At 39.7% G+C, this 23,036-nt stretch carries 29 protein-coding genes and 2 pseudogenes; 19 read left to right on the top strand and 12 right to left on the bottom strand.

Annotated elements, in window-relative coordinates; genetic code table 11:
- The first annotated feature begins 61 nt into the window (after positions 1-61).
- Together JCM19055_RS12095 and JCM19055_RS12090 are read left to right on the top strand one after the other, a co-directional pair.
- Complete coding sequence (locus JCM19055_RS12095; protein WP_042359890.1) at positions 62-244, top strand: hypothetical protein; 183 nt, start codon at positions 62-64, stop codon at positions 242-244.
- An 85-nt stretch (positions 245-329) separates the two neighbouring features.
- Positions 330-932 carry a short chain dehydrogenase gene (locus JCM19055_RS12090; RefSeq protein WP_042359889.1) on the top strand — a complete coding sequence of 201 codons (603 nt, stop codon included), beginning with the start codon at positions 330-332 and terminating at the stop codon, positions 930-932.
- Between the two features lie 46 nt (positions 933-978).
- Here the strand turns inward: JCM19055_RS12090 and JCM19055_RS12085 are convergent, their stop codons facing one another.
- The 4 genes from JCM19055_RS12085 to JCM19055_RS27365 all read right to left on the bottom strand — a co-directional run bounded on the left by JCM19055_RS12085 (position 979) and on the right by JCM19055_RS27365 (position 3,315).
- A complete protein-coding gene (locus tag JCM19055_RS12085; protein ID WP_042359888.1) occupies positions 979-1,713 on the bottom strand; it encodes a DUF6081 family protein in 735 nt (244 codons plus the stop codon).
- Positions 1,714-2,328: 615 nt separating this feature from the next.
- Positions 2,329-2,655, bottom strand: a complete 327-nt coding sequence (locus tag JCM19055_RS29535; protein WP_265182074.1) for a prenyltransferase — start codon at positions 2,653-2,655, stop codon at positions 2,329-2,331.
- Between the two features lie 112 nt (positions 2,656-2,767).
- Positions 2,768-3,166, bottom strand: coding sequence for a GNAT family N-acetyltransferase (locus JCM19055_RS12075; RefSeq protein WP_042359887.1), 399 nt, complete (start codon positions 3,164-3,166; stop codon positions 2,768-2,770).
- 2 nt (positions 3,167-3,168) lie between these two features.
- Positions 3,169-3,315, bottom strand: a complete 147-nt coding sequence (locus JCM19055_RS27365) for a hypothetical protein (RefSeq protein WP_193745406.1) — start codon at positions 3,313-3,315, stop codon at positions 3,169-3,171.
- Between the two features lie 220 nt (positions 3,316-3,535).
- Between JCM19055_RS27365 and htpG the strand changes: the two genes are divergently transcribed.
- A complete protein-coding gene (htpG, locus tag JCM19055_RS12070; protein WP_042359886.1) occupies positions 3,536-5,395 on the top strand; it encodes a molecular chaperone HtpG in 1,860 nt (619 codons plus the stop codon).
- Positions 5,396-5,487: 92 nt separating this feature from the next.
- Here htpG and JCM19055_RS29530 read toward each other — a convergent pair whose 3' ends face one another.
- Entirely contained in the window at positions 5,488-5,625 is a 138-nt protein-coding gene (locus JCM19055_RS29530) for a hypothetical protein (RefSeq protein WP_265182073.1), read from the bottom strand.
- 38 nt (positions 5,626-5,663) lie between these two features.
- Positions 5,664-6,269 carry a radical SAM protein gene (locus tag JCM19055_RS12065; protein ID WP_265182072.1) on the bottom strand — a complete coding sequence of 202 codons (606 nt, stop codon included), beginning with the start codon at positions 6,267-6,269 and terminating at the stop codon, positions 5,664-5,666.
- A 300-nt stretch (positions 6,270-6,569) separates the two neighbouring features.
- On the opposite strand from JCM19055_RS12065, the gene JCM19055_RS12060 reads away from it, so the two are divergent.
- The 3 genes from JCM19055_RS12060 to JCM19055_RS23860 are packed head-to-tail and all read left to right on the top strand — an operon-like array spanning position 6,570 to position 8,707.
- The gene (locus JCM19055_RS12060; RefSeq protein WP_193745405.1) at positions 6,570-7,274 is read left to right on the top strand and encodes a response regulator transcription factor; all 705 of its coding nucleotides are present in this window, start codon (positions 6,570-6,572) and stop codon (positions 7,272-7,274) included.
- Positions 7,258-7,839 carry a hypothetical protein gene (locus tag JCM19055_RS23865; protein ID WP_052366279.1) on the top strand — a complete coding sequence of 194 codons (582 nt, stop codon included), beginning with the start codon at positions 7,258-7,260 and terminating at the stop codon, positions 7,837-7,839. The genes JCM19055_RS12060 and JCM19055_RS23865 overlap by 17 nt, the downstream gene beginning before the upstream one ends.
- On the top strand, positions 7,832-8,707 hold the full coding sequence (locus JCM19055_RS23860; RefSeq protein ID WP_052366278.1) for a HAMP domain-containing sensor histidine kinase: 876 nt from the start codon (positions 7,832-7,834) through the stop codon (positions 8,705-8,707). Before JCM19055_RS23865 ends, JCM19055_RS23860 begins: the two co-directional genes overlap by 8 nt.
- A gap of 63 nt (positions 8,708-8,770) precedes the next feature.
- Here JCM19055_RS23860 and JCM19055_RS12050 read toward each other — a convergent pair whose 3' ends face one another.
- Together JCM19055_RS12050 and JCM19055_RS12045 are read right to left on the bottom strand one after the other, a co-directional pair.
- Positions 8,771-10,114 carry an MATE family efflux transporter gene (locus tag JCM19055_RS12050; protein WP_042359885.1) on the bottom strand — a complete coding sequence of 448 codons (1,344 nt, stop codon included), beginning with the start codon at positions 10,112-10,114 and terminating at the stop codon, positions 8,771-8,773.
- Between the two features lie 85 nt (positions 10,115-10,199).
- On the bottom strand, positions 10,200-10,379 hold the full coding sequence (locus JCM19055_RS12045) for a CsbD family protein (RefSeq protein ID WP_042359884.1): 180 nt from the start codon (positions 10,377-10,379) through the stop codon (positions 10,200-10,202).
- A 257-nt stretch (positions 10,380-10,636) separates the two neighbouring features.
- Between JCM19055_RS12045 and JCM19055_RS12040 the strand changes: the two genes are divergently transcribed.
- The 7 genes and pseudogenes from JCM19055_RS12040 (at position 10,637) to JCM19055_RS12020 (ending at position 15,464) form a co-directional block, all read left to right on the top strand.
- The gene (locus JCM19055_RS12040; RefSeq protein WP_081833657.1) at positions 10,637-11,263 is read left to right on the top strand and encodes a YkyA family protein; all 627 of its coding nucleotides are present in this window, start codon (positions 10,637-10,639) and stop codon (positions 11,261-11,263) included.
- Positions 11,264-12,670 (top strand): putative glycoside hydrolase, encoded by a 1,407-nt coding sequence (locus tag JCM19055_RS12035; RefSeq protein WP_081833656.1) that lies wholly within the window; start codon positions 11,264-11,266, stop codon positions 12,668-12,670.
- A 99-nt stretch (positions 12,671-12,769) separates the two neighbouring features.
- Positions 12,770-13,221: pseudogene (locus JCM19055_RS31730) on the top strand (DNA polymerase IV); the annotation flags it as partial.
- A gap of 170 nt (positions 13,222-13,391) precedes the next feature.
- A complete protein-coding gene (locus tag JCM19055_RS29515) occupies positions 13,392-13,679 on the top strand; it encodes a hypothetical protein (protein WP_265182070.1) in 288 nt (95 codons plus the stop codon).
- Positions 13,633-13,875 (top strand): hypothetical protein, encoded by a 243-nt coding sequence (locus JCM19055_RS29510; protein ID WP_370543108.1) that lies wholly within the window; start codon positions 13,633-13,635, stop codon positions 13,873-13,875. The genes JCM19055_RS29515 and JCM19055_RS29510 overlap by 47 nt, the downstream gene beginning before the upstream one ends.
- 121 nt (positions 13,876-13,996) lie before the next feature.
- Entirely contained in the window at positions 13,997-14,428 is a 432-nt protein-coding gene (locus JCM19055_RS12025) for a recombinase family protein (RefSeq protein WP_052366277.1), read from the top strand.
- Between the two features lie 208 nt (positions 14,429-14,636).
- On the top strand, positions 14,637-15,464 hold the full coding sequence (locus tag JCM19055_RS12020) for an STAS domain-containing protein (RefSeq protein ID WP_042359882.1): 828 nt from the start codon (positions 14,637-14,639) through the stop codon (positions 15,462-15,464).
- Between the two features lie 117 nt (positions 15,465-15,581).
- Here JCM19055_RS12020 and JCM19055_RS29505 read toward each other — a convergent pair whose 3' ends face one another.
- From JCM19055_RS29505 to JCM19055_RS26440, 4 genes are all read right to left on the bottom strand, one after another.
- A complete protein-coding gene (locus JCM19055_RS29505) occupies positions 15,582-16,388 on the bottom strand; it encodes an FAD-dependent oxidoreductase (RefSeq protein WP_265182069.1) in 807 nt (268 codons plus the stop codon).
- Positions 16,385-17,113: an FAD-binding oxidoreductase gene (locus JCM19055_RS29500; RefSeq protein ID WP_265182068.1), complete on the bottom strand. Its 729-nt coding sequence runs from the start codon at positions 17,111-17,113 to the stop codon at positions 16,385-16,387. The genes JCM19055_RS29505 and JCM19055_RS29500 overlap by 4 nt, the downstream gene beginning before the upstream one ends.
- Before the next feature lie 61 nt (positions 17,114-17,174).
- Positions 17,175-17,756 (bottom strand): metallophosphoesterase, encoded by a 582-nt coding sequence (locus tag JCM19055_RS12010; RefSeq protein ID WP_370543107.1) that lies wholly within the window; start codon positions 17,754-17,756, stop codon positions 17,175-17,177.
- A 29-nt stretch (positions 17,757-17,785) separates the two neighbouring features.
- Positions 17,786-18,034 (bottom strand): hypothetical protein, encoded by a 249-nt coding sequence (locus JCM19055_RS26440; protein WP_152549858.1) that lies wholly within the window; start codon positions 18,032-18,034, stop codon positions 17,786-17,788.
- 375 nt (positions 18,035-18,409) lie between these two features.
- Between JCM19055_RS26440 and JCM19055_RS12005 the strand changes: the two genes are divergently transcribed.
- The 6 genes and pseudogenes from JCM19055_RS12005 to JCM19055_RS11990 all read left to right on the top strand — a co-directional run bounded on the left by JCM19055_RS12005 (position 18,410) and on the right by JCM19055_RS11990 (position 23,023).
- The gene (locus tag JCM19055_RS12005; RefSeq protein ID WP_042359880.1) at positions 18,410-18,862 is read left to right on the top strand and encodes a GNAT family N-acetyltransferase; all 453 of its coding nucleotides are present in this window, start codon (positions 18,410-18,412) and stop codon (positions 18,860-18,862) included.
- 88 nt (positions 18,863-18,950) lie between these two features.
- Positions 18,951-19,100, top strand: a complete 150-nt coding sequence (locus tag JCM19055_RS27360) for a hypothetical protein (protein WP_265182067.1) — start codon at positions 18,951-18,953, stop codon at positions 19,098-19,100.
- A gap of 261 nt (positions 19,101-19,361) precedes the next feature.
- Positions 19,362-20,311: pseudogene (locus tag JCM19055_RS12000) on the top strand (TAXI family TRAP transporter solute-binding subunit).
- A gap of 25 nt (positions 20,312-20,336) precedes the next feature.
- Positions 20,337-20,624 (top strand): hypothetical protein, encoded by a 288-nt coding sequence (locus JCM19055_RS29490; RefSeq protein ID WP_265182063.1) that lies wholly within the window; start codon positions 20,337-20,339, stop codon positions 20,622-20,624.
- The gene (locus tag JCM19055_RS11995; protein WP_265182062.1) at positions 20,581-22,299 is read left to right on the top strand and encodes a TRAP transporter permease; all 1,719 of its coding nucleotides are present in this window, start codon (positions 20,581-20,583) and stop codon (positions 22,297-22,299) included. Before JCM19055_RS29490 ends, JCM19055_RS11995 begins: the two co-directional genes overlap by 44 nt.
- Positions 22,300-22,312: 13 nt before the next feature.
- Positions 22,313-23,023 (top strand): FadR/GntR family transcriptional regulator, encoded by a 711-nt coding sequence (locus tag JCM19055_RS11990; protein ID WP_042359879.1) that lies wholly within the window; start codon positions 22,313-22,315, stop codon positions 23,021-23,023.
- Positions 23,024-23,036 lie beyond the last annotated feature (13 nt).

Here is a 23,036-nt window from a genome sequence, read left to right as displayed (position 1 = left end):
ACGATTTACCATAAAAACGTGTGTTAAACTAAGGAAAACTGTGAAAGGGAGTATTGTTCGTTTGAATAAATTAAAGTATGCAATGATTTCTGGGTTTTCATTAGCGGTTATCTTATGGTTTTATCAGTCATTTTTGTTAATGAACGTACAGATGGGACTCATTGTTTTCTCATTTGTTTTGATGACGTTCTTTTCCTATATTGGTTTTTCTCTAATGGAATATGCTAAGCAAGATGAATCGTAAGGAATTCTGCATAGGTAAAGAATATTGTTCATAGTTATTTAGGTAACCAGAATAGAAATCGGCGTAGAAGAAAGGTTGAGTGCACATGAAAATCTTATTGATCGGAGCAAGTGGTACGATCGGTTCTAAAGTCTACGAACGGTTAGAGAAGCAGCATGACGTGATTCGTGCCGGAAGATCAGGAGCCGACGTGACCGTTGATATTACGGATGAAGAAAGTATTCGAGCAATGTATGAGCAAGTCGGAGAAGTCGATGCTGTTATCAATGCTTCAGGAAGAGCTGGATTTGCTCCGCTTGAAGAGTTAACACCAGAGAAGAACGAATTAGGCTTAATGAGTAAGTTAAAGGGTCAGATTAACCTCGTATTGCTCGGCATTCCCTATGTGAAAGATAATGGTAGCTTCACCTTGACGACAGGCGTTATGATGGATGATCCGATCCCACAAGGAGCTTCTGCTGCGATGGCTAATGGCGCTGTGCGGTCTTTTGTAAAAGCATCAGCCATCGAAATGCCAAGAGGTATTCGAATTAACGCAGTAAGCCCTACGGTTTTAGAGGAGTCGTATGAGAAGCTCGGTAGCTTCTTTAAAGGTTTCCAGCCGGTTGCTGGGGAAAAAGTGGCTTTAGCGTATAGTAAATCTGCAGAAGGTATGCAAACGGGACAGAATTATGAGGTCTATGAATAGAATAGAATAACAAAACGGCACCTCACTAAAAAGGTGCCGTTTTTGTTTATTCTTCTTCAGTTGTGATCGTTACAGGAGACCATTCACCAATCACCGTTTGACCGTGGACACTTACACTGCCGTTTGCAGTAAGGTCTTTTTCAGTCATAATTCCGAGTGCGACTGTGAATTGGTTTAATTTTACTGGTACATTTGTTTCGCGACGTACTTCATGGTCGTTAATGTAGAAAATTACTTCGTCGTTGTGTTGGTCGTACGTAATTTTGTACAGGTTGAAATCATCTGTTTTAAAGTGGTCCGTTGATTCTTTGAACATGCAGAAATATTTCGTTTGATCGGTGTCAGGAACATCAACGCCTGGGAATGGAAGAATTCCATAAACAGAAGAATATTGCTCAGCATTCGTAAAGAAATCAAGTGCTGCACCTGTAGTGAAATCAAGCAAGTTAATGGATACATACCCATCATACAAGTCACCAGGAGTCGTGTCTTTTGTATTTGCTTTAATGCTAAGTTCAAAGCTGATTTTGCCATCTTCAGGTACAATAACAGGTTCTTTTGAGTAGTACATATGCTTAGCATTATCAAGAATTTGAACGTGGTCGTGTGAACGGCTTAGTGGGGCACGAACATAAAGCATGCCGTTTCTTGAAATGACGACCGCATTCGGTTCACGATATTCCCAAAAGCTTCCATCTTGAAGTGGGAAACCACCAATTCTCCACGTATTATTTTCGTTAATAATGTTATGGAATTCTCCTAATACTCGTTTCTCTGTCATGATGTTCACCTCTACATTGTAATTATACCGCTAATAATTAGCGCGATTGTTATCATTAAGCCAGTACGGATTGTCGCCTTTAATGATGCGCCCATTAGAACGGCATATTGTTTACTTTCGTTTTTAGACGATAATGATCCATAGGTTTTAAATAGTGGATACGCTGACAATAAAGCGATGAGAGCATACCAAGGTAATACTTGTCCAATAACAAGAAGAAGCAAAGATAGATAACTTAATCCTGCAAGGAATTTTGAGAAGTTTATTGCTTTCTTCTCACCAAAAATGACGACGAGTGTTTTTTTTACCAGCGTTTAGATCGGCTTCCCAATGAAGGAAGTGGTGGTTGTAAAGAATCAATGTCGTTAACAAGCCGATCGGAATACTAATTAAAAAAAGCCTCGATATGGAGTGACTCAGTCAGAACATAATACGTTCCAGTCACTGGTAATACACCGAACGCAAGAAAAATAGCAAGCTCACTATACCCCTTACCACGATAGCCGAACTTCAGCGGTGGAGCGACATAGAAGTAAGCAATAAGTCCACCAACAACAGCAAAAAGTAGTACAGCCCAACCGACAAAAATACTTAAACTAATGCCGGCAAGGAGAGCTATTGCGAAGTACCCCCAAGTAACGAGAGCAACGTGCGGATGTTCACTTGACCATTCGGTAGTACACGTGAATTTGTGGATATTGAAGCGGCAGACTCTTCAGCTGCTTGATCAACACCATTCTTAAAGTCCCACAAATCGTTAATCATATTGCTAAATAAATGGGCACTAAGTGCACCGATTAGCGTAATAAGAAATAGACCGAGATGAAACGATTGCGTAAACGCAAATGCTCCGGCTGCACCAATCATAACTGGAAGCACCATAACCGGTAACACTTGTGCCCGAGATACTTTTAACCAAAAGCGTAAAGATGATTGAGTCATTTTATCCTCTCCGAATGAACACTTCCCTTTAAAATATACATGGGATTTGAATGACAAACAATCAATTGAGCTTAGTAGTTTTTTACAAAAACAAGCATAGAGCTAAATTGCTCTATGCTTGAGAAGTAAGTTGGGGAGTGGATTGGAGTTGTTTTCCCATAATAACAAAGGGTTTAATAATGGAACTCGGGTAATGATGGTCACAAATCAGATCCCAACCGAGTTGCTTATATAGATTTCGATCTTTTTTGTTCGAGAGTTCTAATGTTAATATCGCTGTTTTATGCCGCACGACATTTGTTATGTGTTCAATTAAATAACGAACGATTTTCTTTCGGCGGATTGTAGGGTGAATCACAATTCCCGTAATAACAAAGCAATGGTGTAGCCATTGATCGTACAAGTCTTTATTTAACGTCGTTTTAAATTGTTCATGATCGGCTTGACCAGGTTTTGATGTATAGCCGTAAATAAATCCGATAAGTTGATCGTTTGCGTCCAAAACTTTCAAAGCTAAAAAAAACCTTCATAATGAAAGTGTTGTAAAAGTTCAGCTTGTATCTCATCACATTGTTCTTTTGCATGCGTATGGCGGTAAAGAGAGATTACTGAATGGATTTCTTCTTGTTTGATAATCGCTTGTATATTGAAATGGTTCATTGCATCTCACCTCTTGTAAGAGAGCCTTTCTCCTTACTACTATTATACAAACAAGTGGCATGCGCCACGTTAACAATTCAATTAAAGATTAGCAAAAGTCGTAACATAATTGTTAAAAGCTTAAGAGAAATGTTGACGCGTTGCACGAGATCTGTAAAATAAAAATAGGTTAGCACTTTACATAGAAGAGTGCTAATGGAAATGCGAAGGAGGACTTATTATGACAAAAATACCTTTCCAAGCTGAGTCACAACGACTACTAGAATTAATGATTAACTCGATTTATACGCATAAAGAAATTTTTCTACGTGAATTAATTTCTAATGCAAGTGATGCGATTGATAAAATGTATTACCGAGCGCTTACCGATGACAACATTACATTTAATCGTGAGGATTATTACATTCACATTCAACCGAACAAAGAAGAGCGTACATTAACGATTACAGACACTGGAATCGGTATGTCACGTGAAGAACTTGAAAACAACCTCGGAACGATTGCCAAGAGTGGTTCACTTGCATTTAAAAAGGAACAAGAAATTCAAGATGGACACGACATTATTGGGCAATTCGGTGTAGGTTTTTATGCAGCGTTTATGATTGCATCTGAAGTAACCGTTACGAGTCGTTCCGTTGATGAGACACAGGCCTATGCTTGGACTTCAGACGGTACCGAAGGTTTCTCAATTAACCCAGTAGACAAAGAGACAATCGGTACGACAATTGTCTTGACGTTAAAAGAAAACAGTGAAGACGAGTCATACGATGAGTATTTGGAAGAACATCGCCTACAGACGATTGTTAAAAAGTACTCCGATTTTATCGGCTATCCAATTACGATGAATGTAACGAATCAACAACCAAAAGACGAAGAATCTGATGAAATGGTCGAAGTCGTTGAAACAGAAACGATCAACAGTATGATTCCGATTTGGCGTAAAAACAAAAGTGAATTAACGAAAGAAGACTATGAGCAGTTTTATCAAGATAAGCGTTATGGATTTGATAAACCACTAGATCATGTTCATATTAGTGTTGACGGTGCTGTTCGTTACGATTCCATTCTTTACATTCCAGAAAACGTCCCATTTGATTATTACTCTAAAGAGTTTGAGAAAGGGTTAGAGCTCTATGCTAATGGCGTATTGATAATGGAAAAATGCTCTGACTTGTTACCGGATTACTTTAGTTTCGTTAAAGGACTCGTCGATTCAGAAGATCTATCGTTGAACATTTCAAGAGAAATGCTGCAACATGATCGCCAGCTGCAATTGATCGCAAAAAACATCAAGTCAAAAATCAAATCACAATTAAAGACAATGCAAAAAAATGATCGTGAGCGTTACGTGACGTTTTATGAATCATTTGGCCGTCAATTAAAGTTCGGTGTGTATAGCGATTTTGGAATGAACAAAAAGGACTTAGAAGATTTGCTTCTCTTCTATTCATCACATGAAGAAAAGTATACGTCATTACTTGAGTACATTGATCGTATGCCTGAAGAACAAACAGCAATTTATTATGCAACAGGAGAATCTGTACAACGAATTAAAAAGCTTCCACAAACAGAAATGGTTGCAGATAAAGGCTTTGAGATTCTTTATCTTACGGAAGATATTGATGAGTTTGCGATTAAGATGCTTGAGAACTATAAAGAGAAACCGTTCCAATCGGTTTCTAGCGCAGACCTAGATTTTGACGAAGATCAAGAAGAAACAAATGAAGACTATAAAGAACTCTTTGATAAGATGAAAGAGATTCTAGGCAACAAAGTATCTGATGTTCGTGAGTCAAAACGTCTAAAATCACACCCTGTTGTACTTGCTGCGGATGGAGAAATTACGATTGAAATGGAAAAAGTCCTTCAATCGATGCCTGACAATAATCAACAAGTCAAAGCAGATAAAGTGTTAGAGATTAATGCAAAGCATGAAGTATTTACGAAATTGCAGCATGCGGATGAAGAGACATTGGCTTTGTACACGAACGTATTGTACAACCAAGCCCTCCTAATTGAAGGATTACCGCTTGAAGATCCAGTAGCATTTTCGCAAGATGTATGTAAAGTCATGATCTAATAAGGATTAAAAAAGAGCGACCGTTTAATGACGGTTGCTCTTTTCGTTATGTGGGAGGGAGAAAACCTTGTTGGCTGATAAAGAGTTCTTCATCACGAAACTCTTGCTGAAAGCGGCGTAGCAATTTTTTTGTAAGCTTCTTTGTCGTACCAATGATGGACATGTTCAGCTTCGTATCGGTTTTGAATGTTCAATTGCTTCGTTCGTTTGCCGCCACTGCCATCACCCATGAAAAAGTCGTCAATCGTAATTCGATTCGTATGGTCTCTTAGGATTGCTGGGAAATTTGGTGAGCTTGGTAAAAGTGGAGCAATCGCAGCTTGTGTTTGAATACCATTCTCATGAAGTTCTTTAAGAGCTCGTAGTCGCCCTCGGATGGCAGGTGCTTGTGGAGAAAACTGCTTTCGAATCGATCTTCATCTGTTTCGATTGTGATGCTTACGAGTAAACGGTCCTTTAGTTTTTGGAATAAGTCCAAATCACGAGTAACCATTGGACTTCTCGTTTGTATGAATAGAAAGTCAGGTGGGTCTTCAGTGAGTGCTTCTAAGAGGTTGCGAGTTAGCTCTTCTTTGTATTCAATCGGTTGATAAGGATCGGTACTAGAAGACATAAAAATCGTGACCGGTCCTTTTTGTTTTTCACGTCGTAGTTCTTTAATGAGCAATGATTTAGCATTTGCTTTTACATCAACGTAGTCACCCCACGATTCTTCCCGAAAAAGGGCGATTGGCATTTTCCGTACGTAACAATAAGAACAGCCATACGCGCATCCAACATAAGGATTCAGGGTGTGACTGTATCCTTCAAGAAAACCAGAAGCTTTCGTAAGAATCGTTCTTGCTTGTTTATGCAAAATCGTCTTTTCACGCATGAATGATCACAACCCTTACTGAAGTTTAAATACCGATGAGAGTGAATCTTAGTGTACTAGAAAAAAAGGTTGAGAGTCTCACAAGAACTTCTTGTCTCCTACACATGAACTACAGATGAGCCTTTAATGTAAGAGGTAGATCAACAAAATGCTGCCCCCCAGCATTCTCATTTAGACGATGAAACGTTAAGAAAAGTAAGGCATGTTTAGGAAAGGAGCGGATACGTAGTGAGTACCTTCAGTTTAAGGTGCTCACTCTTTTTTTAGATTTAGCACGTAGTGTATAGTAAGAAGTAGATAATGACAGATCAAAGTTGGAGCGTTAAGAACATGAGTAGAATATTAGTAGCTGAAGATGACCTTGAGATTCAAGAAATCGTTAAACAATTTCTAATGGCTAACGGGTATGAAGTGGTAACCGCAGACGACGGACTTAAAGCGTATGAAGCGTTTAAGCGCGAACCATTTGATTTATGTATTGTTGATGTAATGATGCCTAATATTGATGGAATCAAACTTGTTCAAATGATTCGCAACACGTCGTTTGTACCAATTATCATGTTAACGGCATTAGGTGAAGAACAAGATCAAGTCCGTGGTTTTGAGGTAGGGGTAGATGATTACATTACGAAACCATTTTCATTTACGATTCTGACTGCTCGTGTGGAAGCGGTATTAAGACGCACGAATCACCAGCATGAAAAAGAAAAAGACTATTATGTACACGAAGAATTAAAATTAGACGCTCTCGGTTACCAAGTGTGGGTAAACGATGAGGAAATTAGTTTAACGACGAGAGAGTTTGATATCTTAAAACTGCTAATGGAAAACGAAGGAAAAGTATTGACGAGAGAAACGATCGTTGAGCATGTGTGGGGGTATGAGTACCTTGGAGAGACACGGATGATCGATACGCACATAAAGAATCTACGAAAAAAGTTATCAACGGATCGAATTATGACAGTAAAAGGAGTCGGATATAAGTTACATGTTACCGACCATTAAGCATCTTTCACCAAAACGAATAACAGGTAAAGTTTTTCTCATTACCGCTGTTACACTCGTCACATTAGCACTCGTTTTCTATGCATTGCTGTATTTGTTTTTGCCGAGTTTTTATGAACAATACAAAATTCAAGAAGTTGATGAACAGATTGAACGGATTGTCTTGGAAGCGACTGAAGAGGAGGCGACGTTCCAAGAAACGTATGAACAGTTAGAAGCACTTAGTTGGAATCAAAATGTTTACTTTTATTTATTAGATGAGAACTTTCATCCGCTATTTTCCCTGAACGCTCGCACGTTTGAAATTGAAGACGGACTCGGCAATCGCACGACAGCCGTTCAACCTCCTACGTTAGAAGGGTTTTTAGAGGGTTATAGTCAAACCGTACCGATCACCATTGAAGGTCGAGCGTTTCATTTGTTCTTTAATGCATCGTTGCAACCTGTCAGTGAAGCAACGGAAGCGTTATTTTTGTTTTTGCCATACATTCTTATTGTAGCGATTATTTTATCAATCGGTTGTGCGTATTTTTTTCTCGAGACAGATTACAAAACCGTTGCTTAAGTTAAATGCATCAGCTCAATCACTCGCAAGGTTGGACTTTTCGAAAACGATTAAACACGACAGCGATGATGAGATTGGAGAGCTATCGAAAAGCATTAATCAAATGTCAAATAACCTTGAAGAAACGTTGCTACAATTGAAATCTGCAAATGAAAAGTTGCAATCGGACATCGAACGAGAGCGTGAGATTGAAGAACGTAGACGAGAATATTTTTCGGCAGCTTCTCATGAATTAAAGTCACCGATCACGATCTTAAAAGGACAGATGGAAGGAATGATCCATAACATTGGCCCTTATCAAGATCGCGATCACTATTTGAAAAAGTCGTTGAATACAACTGAAGAAATGGAGACGCTCGTACAAAACATGATGCAACTGTCACGATTTGAACGAGACTTGCTCAATCAAAAACAAGTCGAAATTGACCTTGTTCACGTCATTCAAACGACGCTTCATAAGTTGGATTACTTTAGAGAAGAGAAGAACATGACGACGAACGTTACGCTTCCAGACGAGCAATTTGTCATCGGAAATGAAGAGCTCGTCAAACGAATGTTGTATAGCGTCATTCATAACGGATACATGTACTCACCTAATGGAGCAAACCTCACCGTTTCAATGGAAGACTTAGGAGATGAAGTTATTGTTACGATTAACAACGACGGGGTTACGTTAAGCGAAGAGGAAAGAGATATGATTTTTAAACCGTTTTATCGTGTTGAGAAATCGAGGAATCGCCATACGGGTGGAAGTGGTATTGGTTTGTATCTTGTATCACAAATGGCGAAAGCTTTAGATGTACGCTACGACGTAAGTAGCTCTGAACATGACGTTACGTTTCGGTTTACGTTTAAGAATCGTGAATAGAGTTGTGTTATTCGCTTGTTTAAAAATACGTGATAAACAATAGACGAGCCACTTATGGCTCGTCTATTGTTCATCAAATATTTGTTTTTGATCCCATTTTCCGTAACGAAAGTAAAGGTAGGCAAACAAACTGCCGATGATTAAGCTGATGCCCATTCCAATGCCGATGCCAAGTTCACCGAACCAATGGGAGAATAGTGCAGTTAGCGGATAGCGAAGCACCCAAAACGAGAGGATGTTTAAGATGAGTACTTGGTACATCGCTCCAGAGGCACGTACGATGCCATTCAAAACGAAATTCACACCGAGAAACGGATAGCATAGTGCAACGATTTGTAGATACCGTGTCCCAAAAGCAACTGCTTCTTCGTCTTGTATAAATAATCTGACCCCTTGCTCCGCAAAAATCACGACAAGTAGAGCGATTGTAAACATAATCGCAAAGTTGTAAAGTACGGCAAGTGTAGCGAGTTGACGGACACGATCCCAGCTTTGTGCACCGATGTTTTGTCCTGCGATGCTGTTAACAGCAGTTCCTAAAGCCATGGCAGGTAACATAATTAAACTATCCAAACGTTGAGCGGCACTAAATCCAGCAACAACATCTTCGCCAAACCCAGTAACAACACTTAAAATGGCGGCAACACCGGCTGAGATTACGGCCATTTGTAGCCCTGATGGGATGCCAAGACGAAAGATTAAAGATGCTTCGACTCGTTTAGGTAACGTAGGCAAAGAAAATGGGGCAAGCTGATGCTTAATGACATAAAATAGCCCATAAAAAAATGCGAGCCCTTGAGATGCAATCGTCGCATAAGCGGCGCCCTCAATTCCAAGATTAAACCCTACGATAAACAACGGATCGAAGATAATATTTAGAATCACGGCAAGCAGTACAATCTTAAGCGGTGTTTTACTATCACCTAACGCACGAAGAATTGTACTAATAAAGTTGTAACCAAATAAAAAAATAATACCGATAAAGGTAATTTGTAAGTAAGCGATCGCTTGGTCTATAATCGACTCCGGTGTACCGATGAGTGAAAGGAGCGATTCTGAAAATACATAGCCTGCAATTCCAAACAGAGTCGCGATGACAGCCATAATGACGACAAAAGCATTTAAGTAAGAACGTAATCCTTGTTCATTATCTTTGCCTCTTTGTTGCGACAGAATGGTTAAAGAGGCATTGTTCAAGCCGATTACAAACGACAAAACGGTAAACATAATGGTGCTTGAAATGGCGACGGCACCTAGAGAACTTGCTCCTAGTAAATTTCCGACCCAAAGGCTGTCAGTAATTTGAAAAGAAGACTGAAGCAAGTTTGTAATCATAATCGGACCAGAAAAAAACACGAGCGGTTTAAACAATGGACCTTTAGTGAAATCTTGCTGAGTGTGTTTCATGAAGTATTCCTTTCAAACGTTAAGGCGATTAATCATCATTATACAAAAAGAATGCAGCTTTGTCTTGCAAAGCTGCACGTTGACCTTATTTATCCATTTCATGTTTGGCGTTTGCTTTCGTATCTTGTGCTTTTCCTTTTAATTTGTCTGTTTTTCCTTCTGCTTGCATCTTTTTGTTGTTCGTTACTTTTCCTGCAGCGTCTTTCACACTACCTTTCGCTTGGTTACCCATTCCTTTAAGTTTATCCGTCGCTTTATCGCTCATGTAAAACCCCTCCTTGATGTATTAATCCTCTATTCACGAAAATGGAAAGCTTTAAACCTTTTTGATAATAAATGACAAATTTATACAAATTCCCTATTCATGTATTCTGATGATTGGTATAATATCAATAATGTGATTGACGAGTTATGATGGATATTGTTTGTATTTAGAAATGGTCATGTGTAACATGAACATCACATGTAAGAACTGTAAGAAAAGGGAGGGCTTGTGTTGAAAAAGAAGTATCAGTAAGTGGTCTGGCGTTAACGCTCGTTCTATTATCGGCATGTACGGACTCAGAAGAGACTGCTAGTGCAGAAGACGCTGGTAATGCTGTTGACGGCATAGAGACTTACATTCAAGATTTTCAATCAGAAGCGGAACAATTACTTAACGTTGAAGAAGATTTACAGCTGAATTTTGAAGAAGACTTAGCCAACGATAGTGAAGGTGCTTTGCTCGAAGGGACAGGTGAAGTAGCTTCGAATATAAGTGATCGAGATGAGATTTTGCAATCGCTTGATTCAATACATAGCCAAATTAATCAAGAACTGAATACGATCGGACAAGCCATTGAGAATGTGGACGCAGAAGAGCTTCCGAGTGATATTGAAGAATTCTCGGTAGATCTTTCCGATTATAGCGCTGAACTATCACAGTTTATTGATGAATATCGTCACAACTTAAGTGCTCAAAGTGAATACTTTGAGACATTAAGCAATGAAGAAGCTGACTTTGCCGATATTACAGATGGGATTGAGAACGTAAACGAAACCCACCGTGCAATGAATGCCCATTGGTATGAACTAGAAGACACGTTAATTAGTATGCAAGAAATTCTAGCAAACTTTGAAATGCCTACGCCTGAAGAGGAGGGTGAATAGATGAATAAACCGTGGAAGTTGTCAGCATTTGTCGTCGCCGGATTTGTCGCTACAACGTTAAGTATCACGAGCGTGTCTGCTGAGGAAGAAGCTGAAGATACAGAACAAGACGTAGAAGAGACGGAAGAAGACTCAGAAGAAGCTGATGAAGATTCAGACGAAGATTCAGAAGATGAAAGTGAAGCTAGGTTATTTGCCATTCCAGATGCTGAAGAAGATCTACTTACGTTACCACGCCTCATTCCAGACCGATTTACATATGATAGTGGTGTGAACATTGAGTACCCAGAAGATGGCGTTCGTGGAATTTTCTCAACGGCACACTCGGCAGGTGGTCAGAAATTTAGTGAACTCGTTGATTTTGTCGACAGTACAGACTTAAACGCAATGGTTATTGACGTCAAAGATGACGACGGCTTTATTACATTCGAAACAGACTCAGAGGATGAGCGTGTTCAAGAGAATTCTCGTGATGTGATTACAGATGTTGAGGGAATGATGGATACGTTAGAAGAGTCACAGATCTATCCAATTGCCCGTGTCGTTGTCTTCAAAGATACGATTCTAGGAAAACAAGAACCTGAATTGTCGTTTACTGAAGGTGGCAACGTATGGACGAACCGTGGTGGATCTGCCTTTGTAAACCCATTCTCAGAAGAAGTGTGGGAATACAACGTTGAAGTTGCACGCCAAGCGGCAGAAGCAGGCTTTAAAGAAATTCAATTTGACTATGTGCGATTCCCAGAAGGATTCGGCAGTCGTGATGACACACTCAATTACACAGAAGGCAATTATGCTGATTCAGATATGGATCGTTATGAAAAGCGAATTGCTGCTGTAACCGATTTCGTAGAATATGCACGTGAAGAGCTTAGAGAGTACGGCGTCAAAGTATCGGTTGATATTTTTGGTGTAGCAGCAATGTACGATGAACCAAACATCGGCCAAAGCTTTGCAGCAATTTCGGAGAACGTAGACGTCATTTCTTCAATGCCTTATCCAAGTCATTGGGGAGAAGGTAGCTTACCAGGTATTAGATACCCAGACTTGGAGCCATACAACGTGATGGACTATTATTCTCAAGTTGAAAATGAAGTGTTAGAAGAACTCGATAACCCACCGGTTTCACGTCCATGGTTGCAAGACTTTACCGCATCCTATTTACCAGATGGACAATGGACATCTTATGATGCACCAGAAATTGAAGCGCAAATTAAGGCACTTTATGACAACAATATTTATGAATTCCTTCTATGGAATGCGGGTAATAACTACACCCCAGGTGTTGATTATAAACTCGGTCTAGATATTGAAATTGCAGGTGCTGAACTCATGGAAGACGATGAAGAAATGCCTGAAGAAGATTCCGAAGAAGAATCGGATGAAGAAGACAGTGAAGACGAATAAAACTCATTGCCCTTGCGAAATAAATCGCAAGGGTTTTTAATTGTTTGAGATGCGATCATTTGTTCGTTATAATGGAACTTAGAAAGGGGAGAATGTGCTATGTCGAGTGATCTTCAGTTTCCTGAACCGTATAATAATGTATCGAGAAAGATCATTCATGTAGACATGGATGCATTTTTCTCCTCCGTTGAAGAACGAGATAATCCTTCATTAAAGGGGAAACCCGTCATCATTGCGAAGCATCCACGAAAAACAGGTGGAAAGGGAATCGTTGCAACTGCCAATTATGAAGCTCGCAAGTTTGGTATTCATTCAGCAATGAGTGCGTACGAAGCTATGAGCGCTGTCCAGAAGGTGTTTTTATAGAAGGAAACTACCCTGCTTATAAAGAGGCATCAGAGCAAATCCTGCAAATCATGCGTAAAATCACAGATTATGTAGAACCGATGTCCATTGATGAGGCTTATCTTGATGTGACGAACAACAAGTTGCAAATTGATAGTGCTACCGTTGTGGCAAAGCACTTACAACGGCAAATTTACAAAGAGACGAGACTTACAAGTTCTGCAGGTGTGTCTTATAACAAATTTATTGCCAAAATCGCTTCAGACCAGAATAAACCTGCGGGCTTAACCGTCATCCTCCAGAAAAAGCAGTTGATTTTCTACGGGAGTTACCGATTGAAAAGTTTCATGGTATTGGTCCGAAAACAACATTTCGTATGCATGAATTAGGCATCTATCGTGGGGAAGACTTGTATCAGTTAGATCAGATGGATTTAGTGAGATACTTCGGCAAGGCGGGGATGTCTTATTATCGTAAGATCCGTGGTATTGATAACAAACCACTTTCTTTGACGAGAAATCGCAAGTCGGTTGGAAAAGAACATACGTACTTTTCCAACCTTTTCTCTGAGGATGAAGTAAAGCGAGAACTTATGAGATTGAGTAAAGAAGTGCAAGCTGCACTCGAACGCCACGGAAAAAAAAGGGAAAACAGTCGTTCTTAAAGTCCGTTATCATTCCTTTGAAACGATCACGAGGAGAATCAGTAACGCCACAGATTTCAAATCAGCAGATAAGATTTATCAACTTGGCCAGAAATTGTACGATGAAATTGGAGAAACAGATCAAGGAATTCGTTTACTAGGTCTGACGGTTTCTAACATAACAGAAGTTGAACATGAACAACTGAAGTTGTTTTAAAGGTAATGATTCAAAAGTGTGAACGGAGGGTAGTGTACGTATAGGAGATCTTTACTACTTGTAAAGTTGAGTGTGTAAAGGTAATAATAACAATACGTTCATACTTAAGAGAGGTGCTACTATGATTTATGGATATGTAAGACCATACAGTCGGGATGAAGAAGGTTGGCTTCAAAATCAACTACTAGAAAAGTATGGCGTCAACACGATTGTTCAAGAAGGGGATTTTGGTGAGGGTACCGATGAGGAACTGCATGATTTACTTGAGCAATTACAACCCAAGGACACGGTTGTTGTCGTTAAGCTTTCTTGTTTAGCAACTTCGAGCGAATTGTTACTTGAGACGTTAACGTATTTCGATGAGAATAACATTCGTTTTATTTCACTGTTCGATGAAATTGATACGCTACGCTTAGGATCTGTCTATTTAAATGCGATTAAGCGAATGGATGAATTTGGTTTTGATGTACGTAGTGAGCGGACAAGACTAGGAATTAAGCGTAATAAAAATAAACGTTATTTATTTTTAAATTATGGGTTTAAGCCGTGGTAGATCCGGGTATATGTGGATGTACCTTATTTGATTACCATCATTATATGGTTTCATGCACTCGGATTTGAATCATTGAAGAGAAGCATAGCCAAGTCGGCTATGTTTTACTTTCATGAGTTATTTTATCCAACAGAATGTACAATAGACACGCACAAATTTATCTTGCAGTATAATAGCCATTGAATATTACACATTAGAGGAGAAGAGCATGAACGAGAACAATCAACTGTATACATACATGATCAATCGAAGTGAGGGCATTACTAATCGCTGGTTTGAAGATTTGGAATCCGATGAAGGTGTGTATGGAAGTAAAAATGAAAGCGTCATTACGAAATTAAAGAAGCAAAACCATGATTTCCATATTCAATTCTTTAATTTATTCAAAGGTGACGGTGTTATACACGTTGATTCGTGGGTAGCGCGAGTAGCAAAGGATGAATATCATCAGAACACGCCGTTAGATACAATTATTGGTGAATTTATGAACAACCAATTAATTTATATCGAATTGTTCGAAGAGTATTTGCAAAATGTTGATCCGACAATGGATGTTGCTGAACAGCGGCATTGGCTAAAGGCAATTACGAAGCAGATGAATGATGTGATCGTTCAGTTTACGAAAGAATATGAATCTCAGTCGCAAATGCGAACGAGTGCACAACAAAAGACGATTGTTGAATTAAGTTGTCCGATTTTAATGTTGAGTCAAAGAACGGCACTTTTACCTGTTGTGGGAGACATCGATACATACCGCGCGAAGATTATGTTTGAGCAAACACTTTCACAAAGTGCTGAGAAGAAAATTACTGAGCTATTTATCGATTTATCAGGTGTACCGATCATTGATACGATGGTTGCTCAACAAATCTTTCAATTAATTGAAGGCCTTAGACTTCTAGGTGTATCAACGACACTTTCAGGATTACGACCTGAAATCGCCCAAACAGCTGTACAGTTAGGAATACAATTTGAGAATATTTCAATTAAATCTTCTCTCGCACAAGTCGTTGAAGAGCGTGGAATGATCGGATAATCGTACTGTTACAAAAAGTGAGTAAGGAAGAATCCTTACTCACTTTTTGTTCGAGAATTCATAGCCACATGTTACTTGATTCAAGATCGATACAAATCACCATGAGTTAGGTTGTCATTAATAACCGGATGATTCTTGATCGACATCAATCGCATCGAACATCGTATACGATTTCGTTTGTAACGGTTTCTCAGCAGGACCTTCAATAACCTCCCCAGTATATGAAAACCGTGACCCGTGACAAGGGCAATCCCACGTACGATCCCCATCATTCCAGTTTACTTCACAACCGAGGTGTGTGCATGTCGTATCAACGATATGAAGTTGACCATCATCATCTCGAAAAGCACCACTTCGCTGACCGTTATGTTTAAATACGGTGCCAGTTCCACGTTCTAATTCGTCTAAAGATTGCTTCGTTCCATCTAGCTTTCCTTTAATCAGGTGTGTAGCGACGTTCAAATTTTCACGAAGAAACGTAACAATAGATGGATCTGCATAAAAACGTTTCGGATTATACAAATCGGCATAACGATTTTGTTTTTGTTCTGCTAAGTCGCTTAAAATCATAGCAGCGAGTGTACCTGTGGTCATTCCCCATTTGCGATACCCTGTACTCACAAAGATATTCGGGTAATCGTCATGCATCGGTCCGATATACGGTAATTTATCAAGCGTCGTTAAATCTTGCGCAGACCAGCGATCAATCACTTGTTTGATCCCGAACGTTTCTTCAGCGAATTTCTCTAAAGCTAAGTAATGATGGGATACGGCTTTCCCTTGTCCTGCTTTGTGACTCTCACCCCCGATTAATAGCACATCTTTCCCTTTATGCGATGCTTTACGTATCGATCTCGTATTGGGTGATTCAGGATTTAAATACATTCCGTCATCGATCATTTGCATCGGCTCAATCGCAATCACGTAGGAGCGTTCAGCGGTAAGTCTGGAAAAATAAAAATGACTGCTTCATAAAAGGGGAAGTGAGTACAAATGTAAACATTTGAGCAAGTGATCTGATTGCCATTGCTCGTCTCTACAACAGTTTGTTCACCGTGGTTTATGTTGACTGCAACCGTGTCCTCATAAATCGTTCCGCCTGCTCGAGTAATTTCTTGAACGAGTGCAGAAAGGTACTTTGTCGGATGCATCTCAGCTTGGTTTGCCATTTTTAATGCTTTCTTAGATGAGAGCATATCAATTTGCGCATGTTCATACGGAATGTTTAATGCATCATAGGCCTTTTCTTCTTGTTCAAGCTTTTGAACGTAGCGATCACTTGTAGCATAAAGAATTGCATCTTTTTTTTCGTAGTCACAATCGATTGCAAGCTCCTGAATGGTTGATTCAATGTGCTTTGCTGCATCAACAGCACCTTCATAATGAATGCGTGCATTGCTTTTGCCAATGTTTGATTTGAATTCATCGTAAATCAGTGCGTGTTGAGCCGTAATTTTAGCTGTCGTATGCCCTGTCGTCCCATTCATGAGTCGGTTCGCATCGATGAGGGTCACGCTTTTCCCCTTCTTAGAAAGCAAATAGGCGAGAGTAATTCCAGTAATCCCGGCACCGACGATGAGATGGTCGACTTCTATATCAGATTCTACTTTCGGGTAGGTGTGTTCGTGTTCGTCTAGCCAGATGCTCATACTTCTTCCTCCTTGACGGTTTGATTTGTTTAGTATTGATCAAATTGGAAGAAGTATACAGTCAAGAAGATGCTCTTTGAAAACGAACATCAACGAAGCGAATTTCTGAACGACTCCCTAGTCGAATGGGAGGTCCCCAAGTTCCAAAACCGGATGAAACGATCATTGATGTACCGTTATGAGTTTTTATTCCATAGTCTAGCGGGAACTTCTTATTCGTAACATAATGCAACGGGGAGACTTGGCCTCGATGAGTATGACCGGAGAAGACAAGGTCAATGTGATCGTTAGTTGATAGTTCTTCAAGATCAAGTGGTTGATGGTCTAACACGATGCCGAATCGTTCTCTTGAAACATCTTTGATCATTTGTTTAGCCAGTTTACGATTTGTAGGATCTTCAGCATCTTTACGCCCGATGATTGAGATTGAATCTCCGAGGTAAACAATGTCATCTCGTAACAAAGAGAAGTTTGCTTCTTTCATTCGGTCAATATATTCTTCAACATCTTGACCGTAAAATTCATGGTTTCCAAGCACAACAAACGTGCCGAGCTTGGATTTTAAGTGAGATAACTCATCAAACATTTTATTTCTCTTTAGCGGTTCAATATTGTCTTCCATCACATCGCCAACGAGTGCAATGGCATCGGCATTCAGTCGATTTACTTTTTTTACGAGTTGTTGTATTCGGCGGTTACCATTGATATTGCTAGATGAATATCGGTAATGACAGCAATTTTAAATGACGATTCTTTAGAAGCTTTTGTGGATGTAATCGTGTGATGTTGAATAATCGGTGACCATGCATTGCGATACATAATGAGTAACAACGTTATAAAGGTCACCAAGCCGATCGAAAGAACAATGTTAACGACTTCAGAGGTGAGTAGTTCTAAGAAATATAAACTTATAAGTAACAAGTCAATCGGAATTGCAACGTATAAAAAAAGGTAAAAATAGACTCAAAAAAAGCGCTCCGAAGACTTTTATAAACCGTCCAATCGTCAGGTGGGCGATGAACCGACCAAGGAAAAAGCTAAGTGTAAAAGCGACGAATGGAACCCAAAAATAATACACATTCATTGCTAAGATATAATCAAATAAAAATGCGCCATTAAAACCGATGTACAAGCTAAGGAGAATAAAGATTGGCGCAGCATATCGTTTTTTTCATGTTCGCTAGCTCCCTATAAACGTTATGATAATGGCTTTTTAATTCCCTACATCGTAAGGAGCGAAACGCAAATCCGTGAATATGATACGATGGCACTGAATGCAAATGGAGGTGCAAGGTCATGTTTATAAGACGTGCAACATTGAAAGACGTAGAAGGTTTGATCGACATACGAAAGAAGCAATTAATTGATGAGGGTATCACAGCTGACCAAGATATTGACGATCAATTGCGACAGTTCTTCGTGGACAAGATTGAGTCAGGCGACCTCATCCAATGGCTTGCTGAGGAACAAGGTGTGATCGTTGCTACGAGTGCGATTGTCTTTTATCAATTTCCTCCTACCTATACGAACGTAAGTGGTGTGAAAGGGTATATTACGAACATGTATACTAAACCAACACATAGAGGCAAAGGATTTGGAACAAAAATGCTTGATCTTGCTGTGAGTAAAGCGAAAGAGCGGGGAGTACATAAGTTATGGCTCGGTGCATCTGCGTTAGGAAGGCCAGTTTATTTAAAGTACGGCTTTGAAGAAACAGACGAATGGTTAGAGTTAAACGTTCCAAAATAGAAATTATGACGATTCATCTAGTTATCGTTTCGGTTTCATGTATAATGGGTATATAAAAATATACTAGCGCTGAATTGGGGCTTTAATGATGAGCTATGAAGACCGTAAGATTTTTCTAAGGGAGCTAGAATGGCTCGTTCAATTTCAAGATCGATTAAATGATCATGAACACTACGAATGTGTAAAAGCAATTGATGTAGAAATTGAAGAGTTAACTGTCTTACTTAGAATTTATTAACTGGAAGCTAGCGAGTCAATGATCGATCTTCAGAACTGTCTAAGAGGCATGTATCGTACGTTTATAAACCGTAATTAGAACCTGCAGGGTTCTTTTTTTTGTTAATTCATTAAAAAAAACAGCTAATTATCTAATATTTATATTGTAATCTGTCCAATAAGTTGTATACTTGTCATACAACTTACTTAAGCGCTTACATAAAGGGGAGGAATTTAGGTGCTCAAGAAAACAACGATTCTTGCAGGACTAGTTAGTACGTCAATGCTGTTGGCATCTTGTAATGAAGGAAATCAATATTTTTCAATTGCCACAGCATCGACAGGCGGTACATATTATCCAATTGGCGTAGGAATGGGGAATTTATGGACAGAAGAGTTGATCGACGAAGGAATACGCGCAACAGGTCAGTCTTCAGCCGGTTCTGTGGAAAATATTGACTTACTTAGAAAAGAAGAGGCGCAATTCGCAATACTCCAAGGGCTAATTGCTGACCAAGCTTATCAAGGAACATCGGTTTTTGAAGGGAACGCTTATGAAGACTTACGTTCCATTACAATGCTTTGGCCAATGTTGAACACTTTGTTTTGATGAACAATTATGTTGAAACAGGTACGATCGCTGATATTGAAGGTCAGTCATTTTCTGTCGGACCACAAGCAAGTGGAACTGAACAGTCGACGCTTGCCTTAATTAATGGAATCGATCTTTCGATTCAAGATATTTCACCAGATTATCTTGGTTACGACGATACGATCTCATCCATGCGTGACGGTCGATTAGATGGAGGTTCTTTACCAGCAGGGGTCCCAGTAACAGCTATTACAGATATGTTTGCAAGTGGAGTCAATGCTAGTGTACTCGAAGTAACAGACGACCAATTAGATTCTATTAATGACGGACAGCCGGTCTTTTTTAGGTACACAATTGAGGAAGAGTCCTATCCAAGACAAGAAGAACCGATTGAAACGATTGCGCAATCAAATATCTTAGCTGTAGATAAACACCTTGATGATGAAAGCGTTTACCGATTGACGAAGATTTTATTTGAGAACTTAGAAACGATGTATCAAGTTCATAATTCCGCAAAAGCAATGTCTTTAGAGACGGCATTAGACGGAGTTTCAGTGCCATTACATATCGGGGCGTATACGTATTTTGAAGAAGTTGGAATGGACATTCCCGAGGAACTAATTCCTCCAGAGGCAGAATAATAAAACGGATTAAGGGGGACATGTAATGACTGTAAATGATGCGACTGAAGTTAAAGAAAAGGACGTTGAGCAAGACCAAGCAATGATGGGAAGACAGTTAAAAGGTTGGCAATACAAGACGATGGCTGTTATTGCAATTCTTTTATCTGGGTTCGCCATTTACGTAAATAGTCTAATGAATATTCAGGAGATCTACCGAAACATTATCTTCTTGGCATTATTACTTATCTTAGCGTTTTTGTTGTATCCAGCTCGTAAAAAAAGGAAATATGAAAAGATTCACAAAAATCGACCTTGCGCTAGCAATTATTAGTATAATAGGAACAGGTTATATTTTAATTTTCTATACGACGATCCATATTGATCGCGTTTCACAAGCGATTCCAATTGATTATGTTTTTGCAATTATTACAGTACTTCTACTACTTGAAGCGTCAAGAAGAACACTCGGAACGTTCATTCCAATTCTAGCTGGCGCGGCGATGATTTATGCTGTTTTTGGTCCTTATTTTCCAGGGATGTTCGGTCACGCAGGGTTTAGCATTGAACGTTTGCTTTATAGAGTGTACATGACAACAGAAGGGGTCTTTGGGTTAACGTTGTCAATTGCCTCTACGTATATCGTAATCTTTATTTTGTTTGGAGCATTTTTAAGTGTTAGTGGAGCTTCTAAGTTATTTAATGACTTAGCCATTGCAGTTGCTGGTCAACGACGTGGTGGACCTGCTCAAGTGGCTGTTATTTCTAGTGCATTAACTGGTTCATTAAATGGTAGTGCAGTGGCAAACGTTGCAACAACAGGTGCGTTTACAATTCCTTTAATGAAGCAAGTTGGTTTAAAGCGTAACTACGCGGCAGCCGTTGAAGCAACGGCATCTACTGGTGGTATGATGATGCCTCCGATCATGGGTGCAGCCGCATTTATAATGGCAGGGTTTCTTGGGGTGCCTTATGCAACCGTTGTATTTGCGGCAATTATCCCGACATTCTTGTACTTTATTGCCCTTGTGTTTGCGATTGATTTAGAAGCGAAGAAGCAAGGGCTAAAAGGGATGAGTAAAGACTCCATTCCACAAGTGTGGACGGTGTTAAAAGAACGAGGAGTTTTGCTATTTCCGATTCTCATCGTAATTGGGACGTTACTTGCAGGGTATACACCGTTATTTGCAGGCTTTGCTGGAATTATTTCAGTAATTGTTGCAAGTTGGTTAACGAAAGATAAGGAAACACGAGTAAACCTTTCAAAAGTTAAAGAAGCGTTTATTGGCGGGGCTAAAAGTTCTGTTCAAGTAGGGCTTGCGTGTGCGTCCATTGGAATCATTATCGCTGTTGTCACAATGTCAGGACTTGGATCAGCGATTGCATACAATGTCTTAAATGCAGCGAATGGCATGCTTTGGATTGCGTTATTACTCGTCATGGTAACGTGTATCGTATTAAGTATGGGTCTTCCTTCTACAGCTCTATACATCGTCGTTGCTGTAACTGCTGCACCAGCACTTATTGAAATGGGCATCAACCCAATTGCAGCGCATTTCTTCGTATTCTGGTTTGGTGCACTTTCGAATATTACACCGCCGGTGGCGCTCGCTTCATACACAGCAGCGGGTATTGCAGGTGCAGATGCAATGAAGACATCTTGGACATCTGTGAAGTTAGCTTTACCAGGGTTTATCATTCCGTTTATGATTGCGTACAACCCAGTGATGGTCCTACAAGAGACAAGTACACACTCAGTGAATGCTCTGACAGTTACAACCACGGTTGTGACATGTGTTATTGGAGTGTTCGCGATGGCTGTCGCTTTAAGTGGCTATCTATCAACGGATTTGCAATTAATAGAAAAAATTACTTTCTTCGTTGGTGCAATTCTTTTAATTGCTCCAGGTATGATGACGAATGTCATCGGATTTATTCTAATTGGATTAACGATGGCTTGGCATATGATGCGTTCAAAACGTGAGGAAGCAGTAAACATGACATCCTAAAAGGTGTGATCAAATGAGCAAAGTTTTAATCGAGCGTAAACACATTTCACAACAAGTGTTAGAACAACTAAAAGAAATGATTCAGGAAGAACCGTACCGTCGAGGGGTGAAACTACCTTCTGAACAAGAACTTTCTGACTTATTTCAAGTCAGTCGTTCACCGATTCGTGAAGCACTAAGCGTATTAACTGCAGCAGGTGTTATTGAATCGAAACAAGGTGGCGGCAGATGGGTGAAAGATGTGAAGCTCGTCGATATGCTCTCGAATTTGAAAATGGGACTCGTTTCTATGGAGGAAGTACATTCCCTCCTAGAAATGCGTCACATTATTGAAACAGAAGCGGCAGCGCTCGCAGCGACTCGTGCGAGTGAACGAGATCTCGTTCGTTTGGAAACCGCATTATTACAGTTTAAAGAGACGGTTCAAGATGAAACGGTGATTGGTAGTGAAGCCGATACAAATTTTCATTATGAAATTGTACGTGCATCAAAGAATCCCTTTCTCGTGTCATCACTTGAAAACATCGGTGAGCTGTTAAATCAAGCGATTGAGTATTCCCTTCGATTTAATGTTGGCAAAACCGAGAAGCGTAGAGACGTTTATAAAGAACACGAAAACGTATTTTTAGCTATACAAAAAAAGGATGCGTCAGGTGCTAGGGAAGCAATGAATACACACATTACGAATGTTCGTAAAAAACTAGGTGATACGAGTCTGGATTAAAAAAAGGATGAAT

The sequence above is a fragment of the Geomicrobium sp. JCM 19055 genome (assembly GCF_000698185.1).
GTDB classification, from domain to species: Bacteria; Bacillota; Bacilli; order Bacillales; family Marinococcaceae; genus Geomicrobium_A; species Geomicrobium_A sediminis.
Note: the sequence above shows the minus strand (reverse complement) of the source record. Positions and strands in the feature narration are given on the sequence as shown.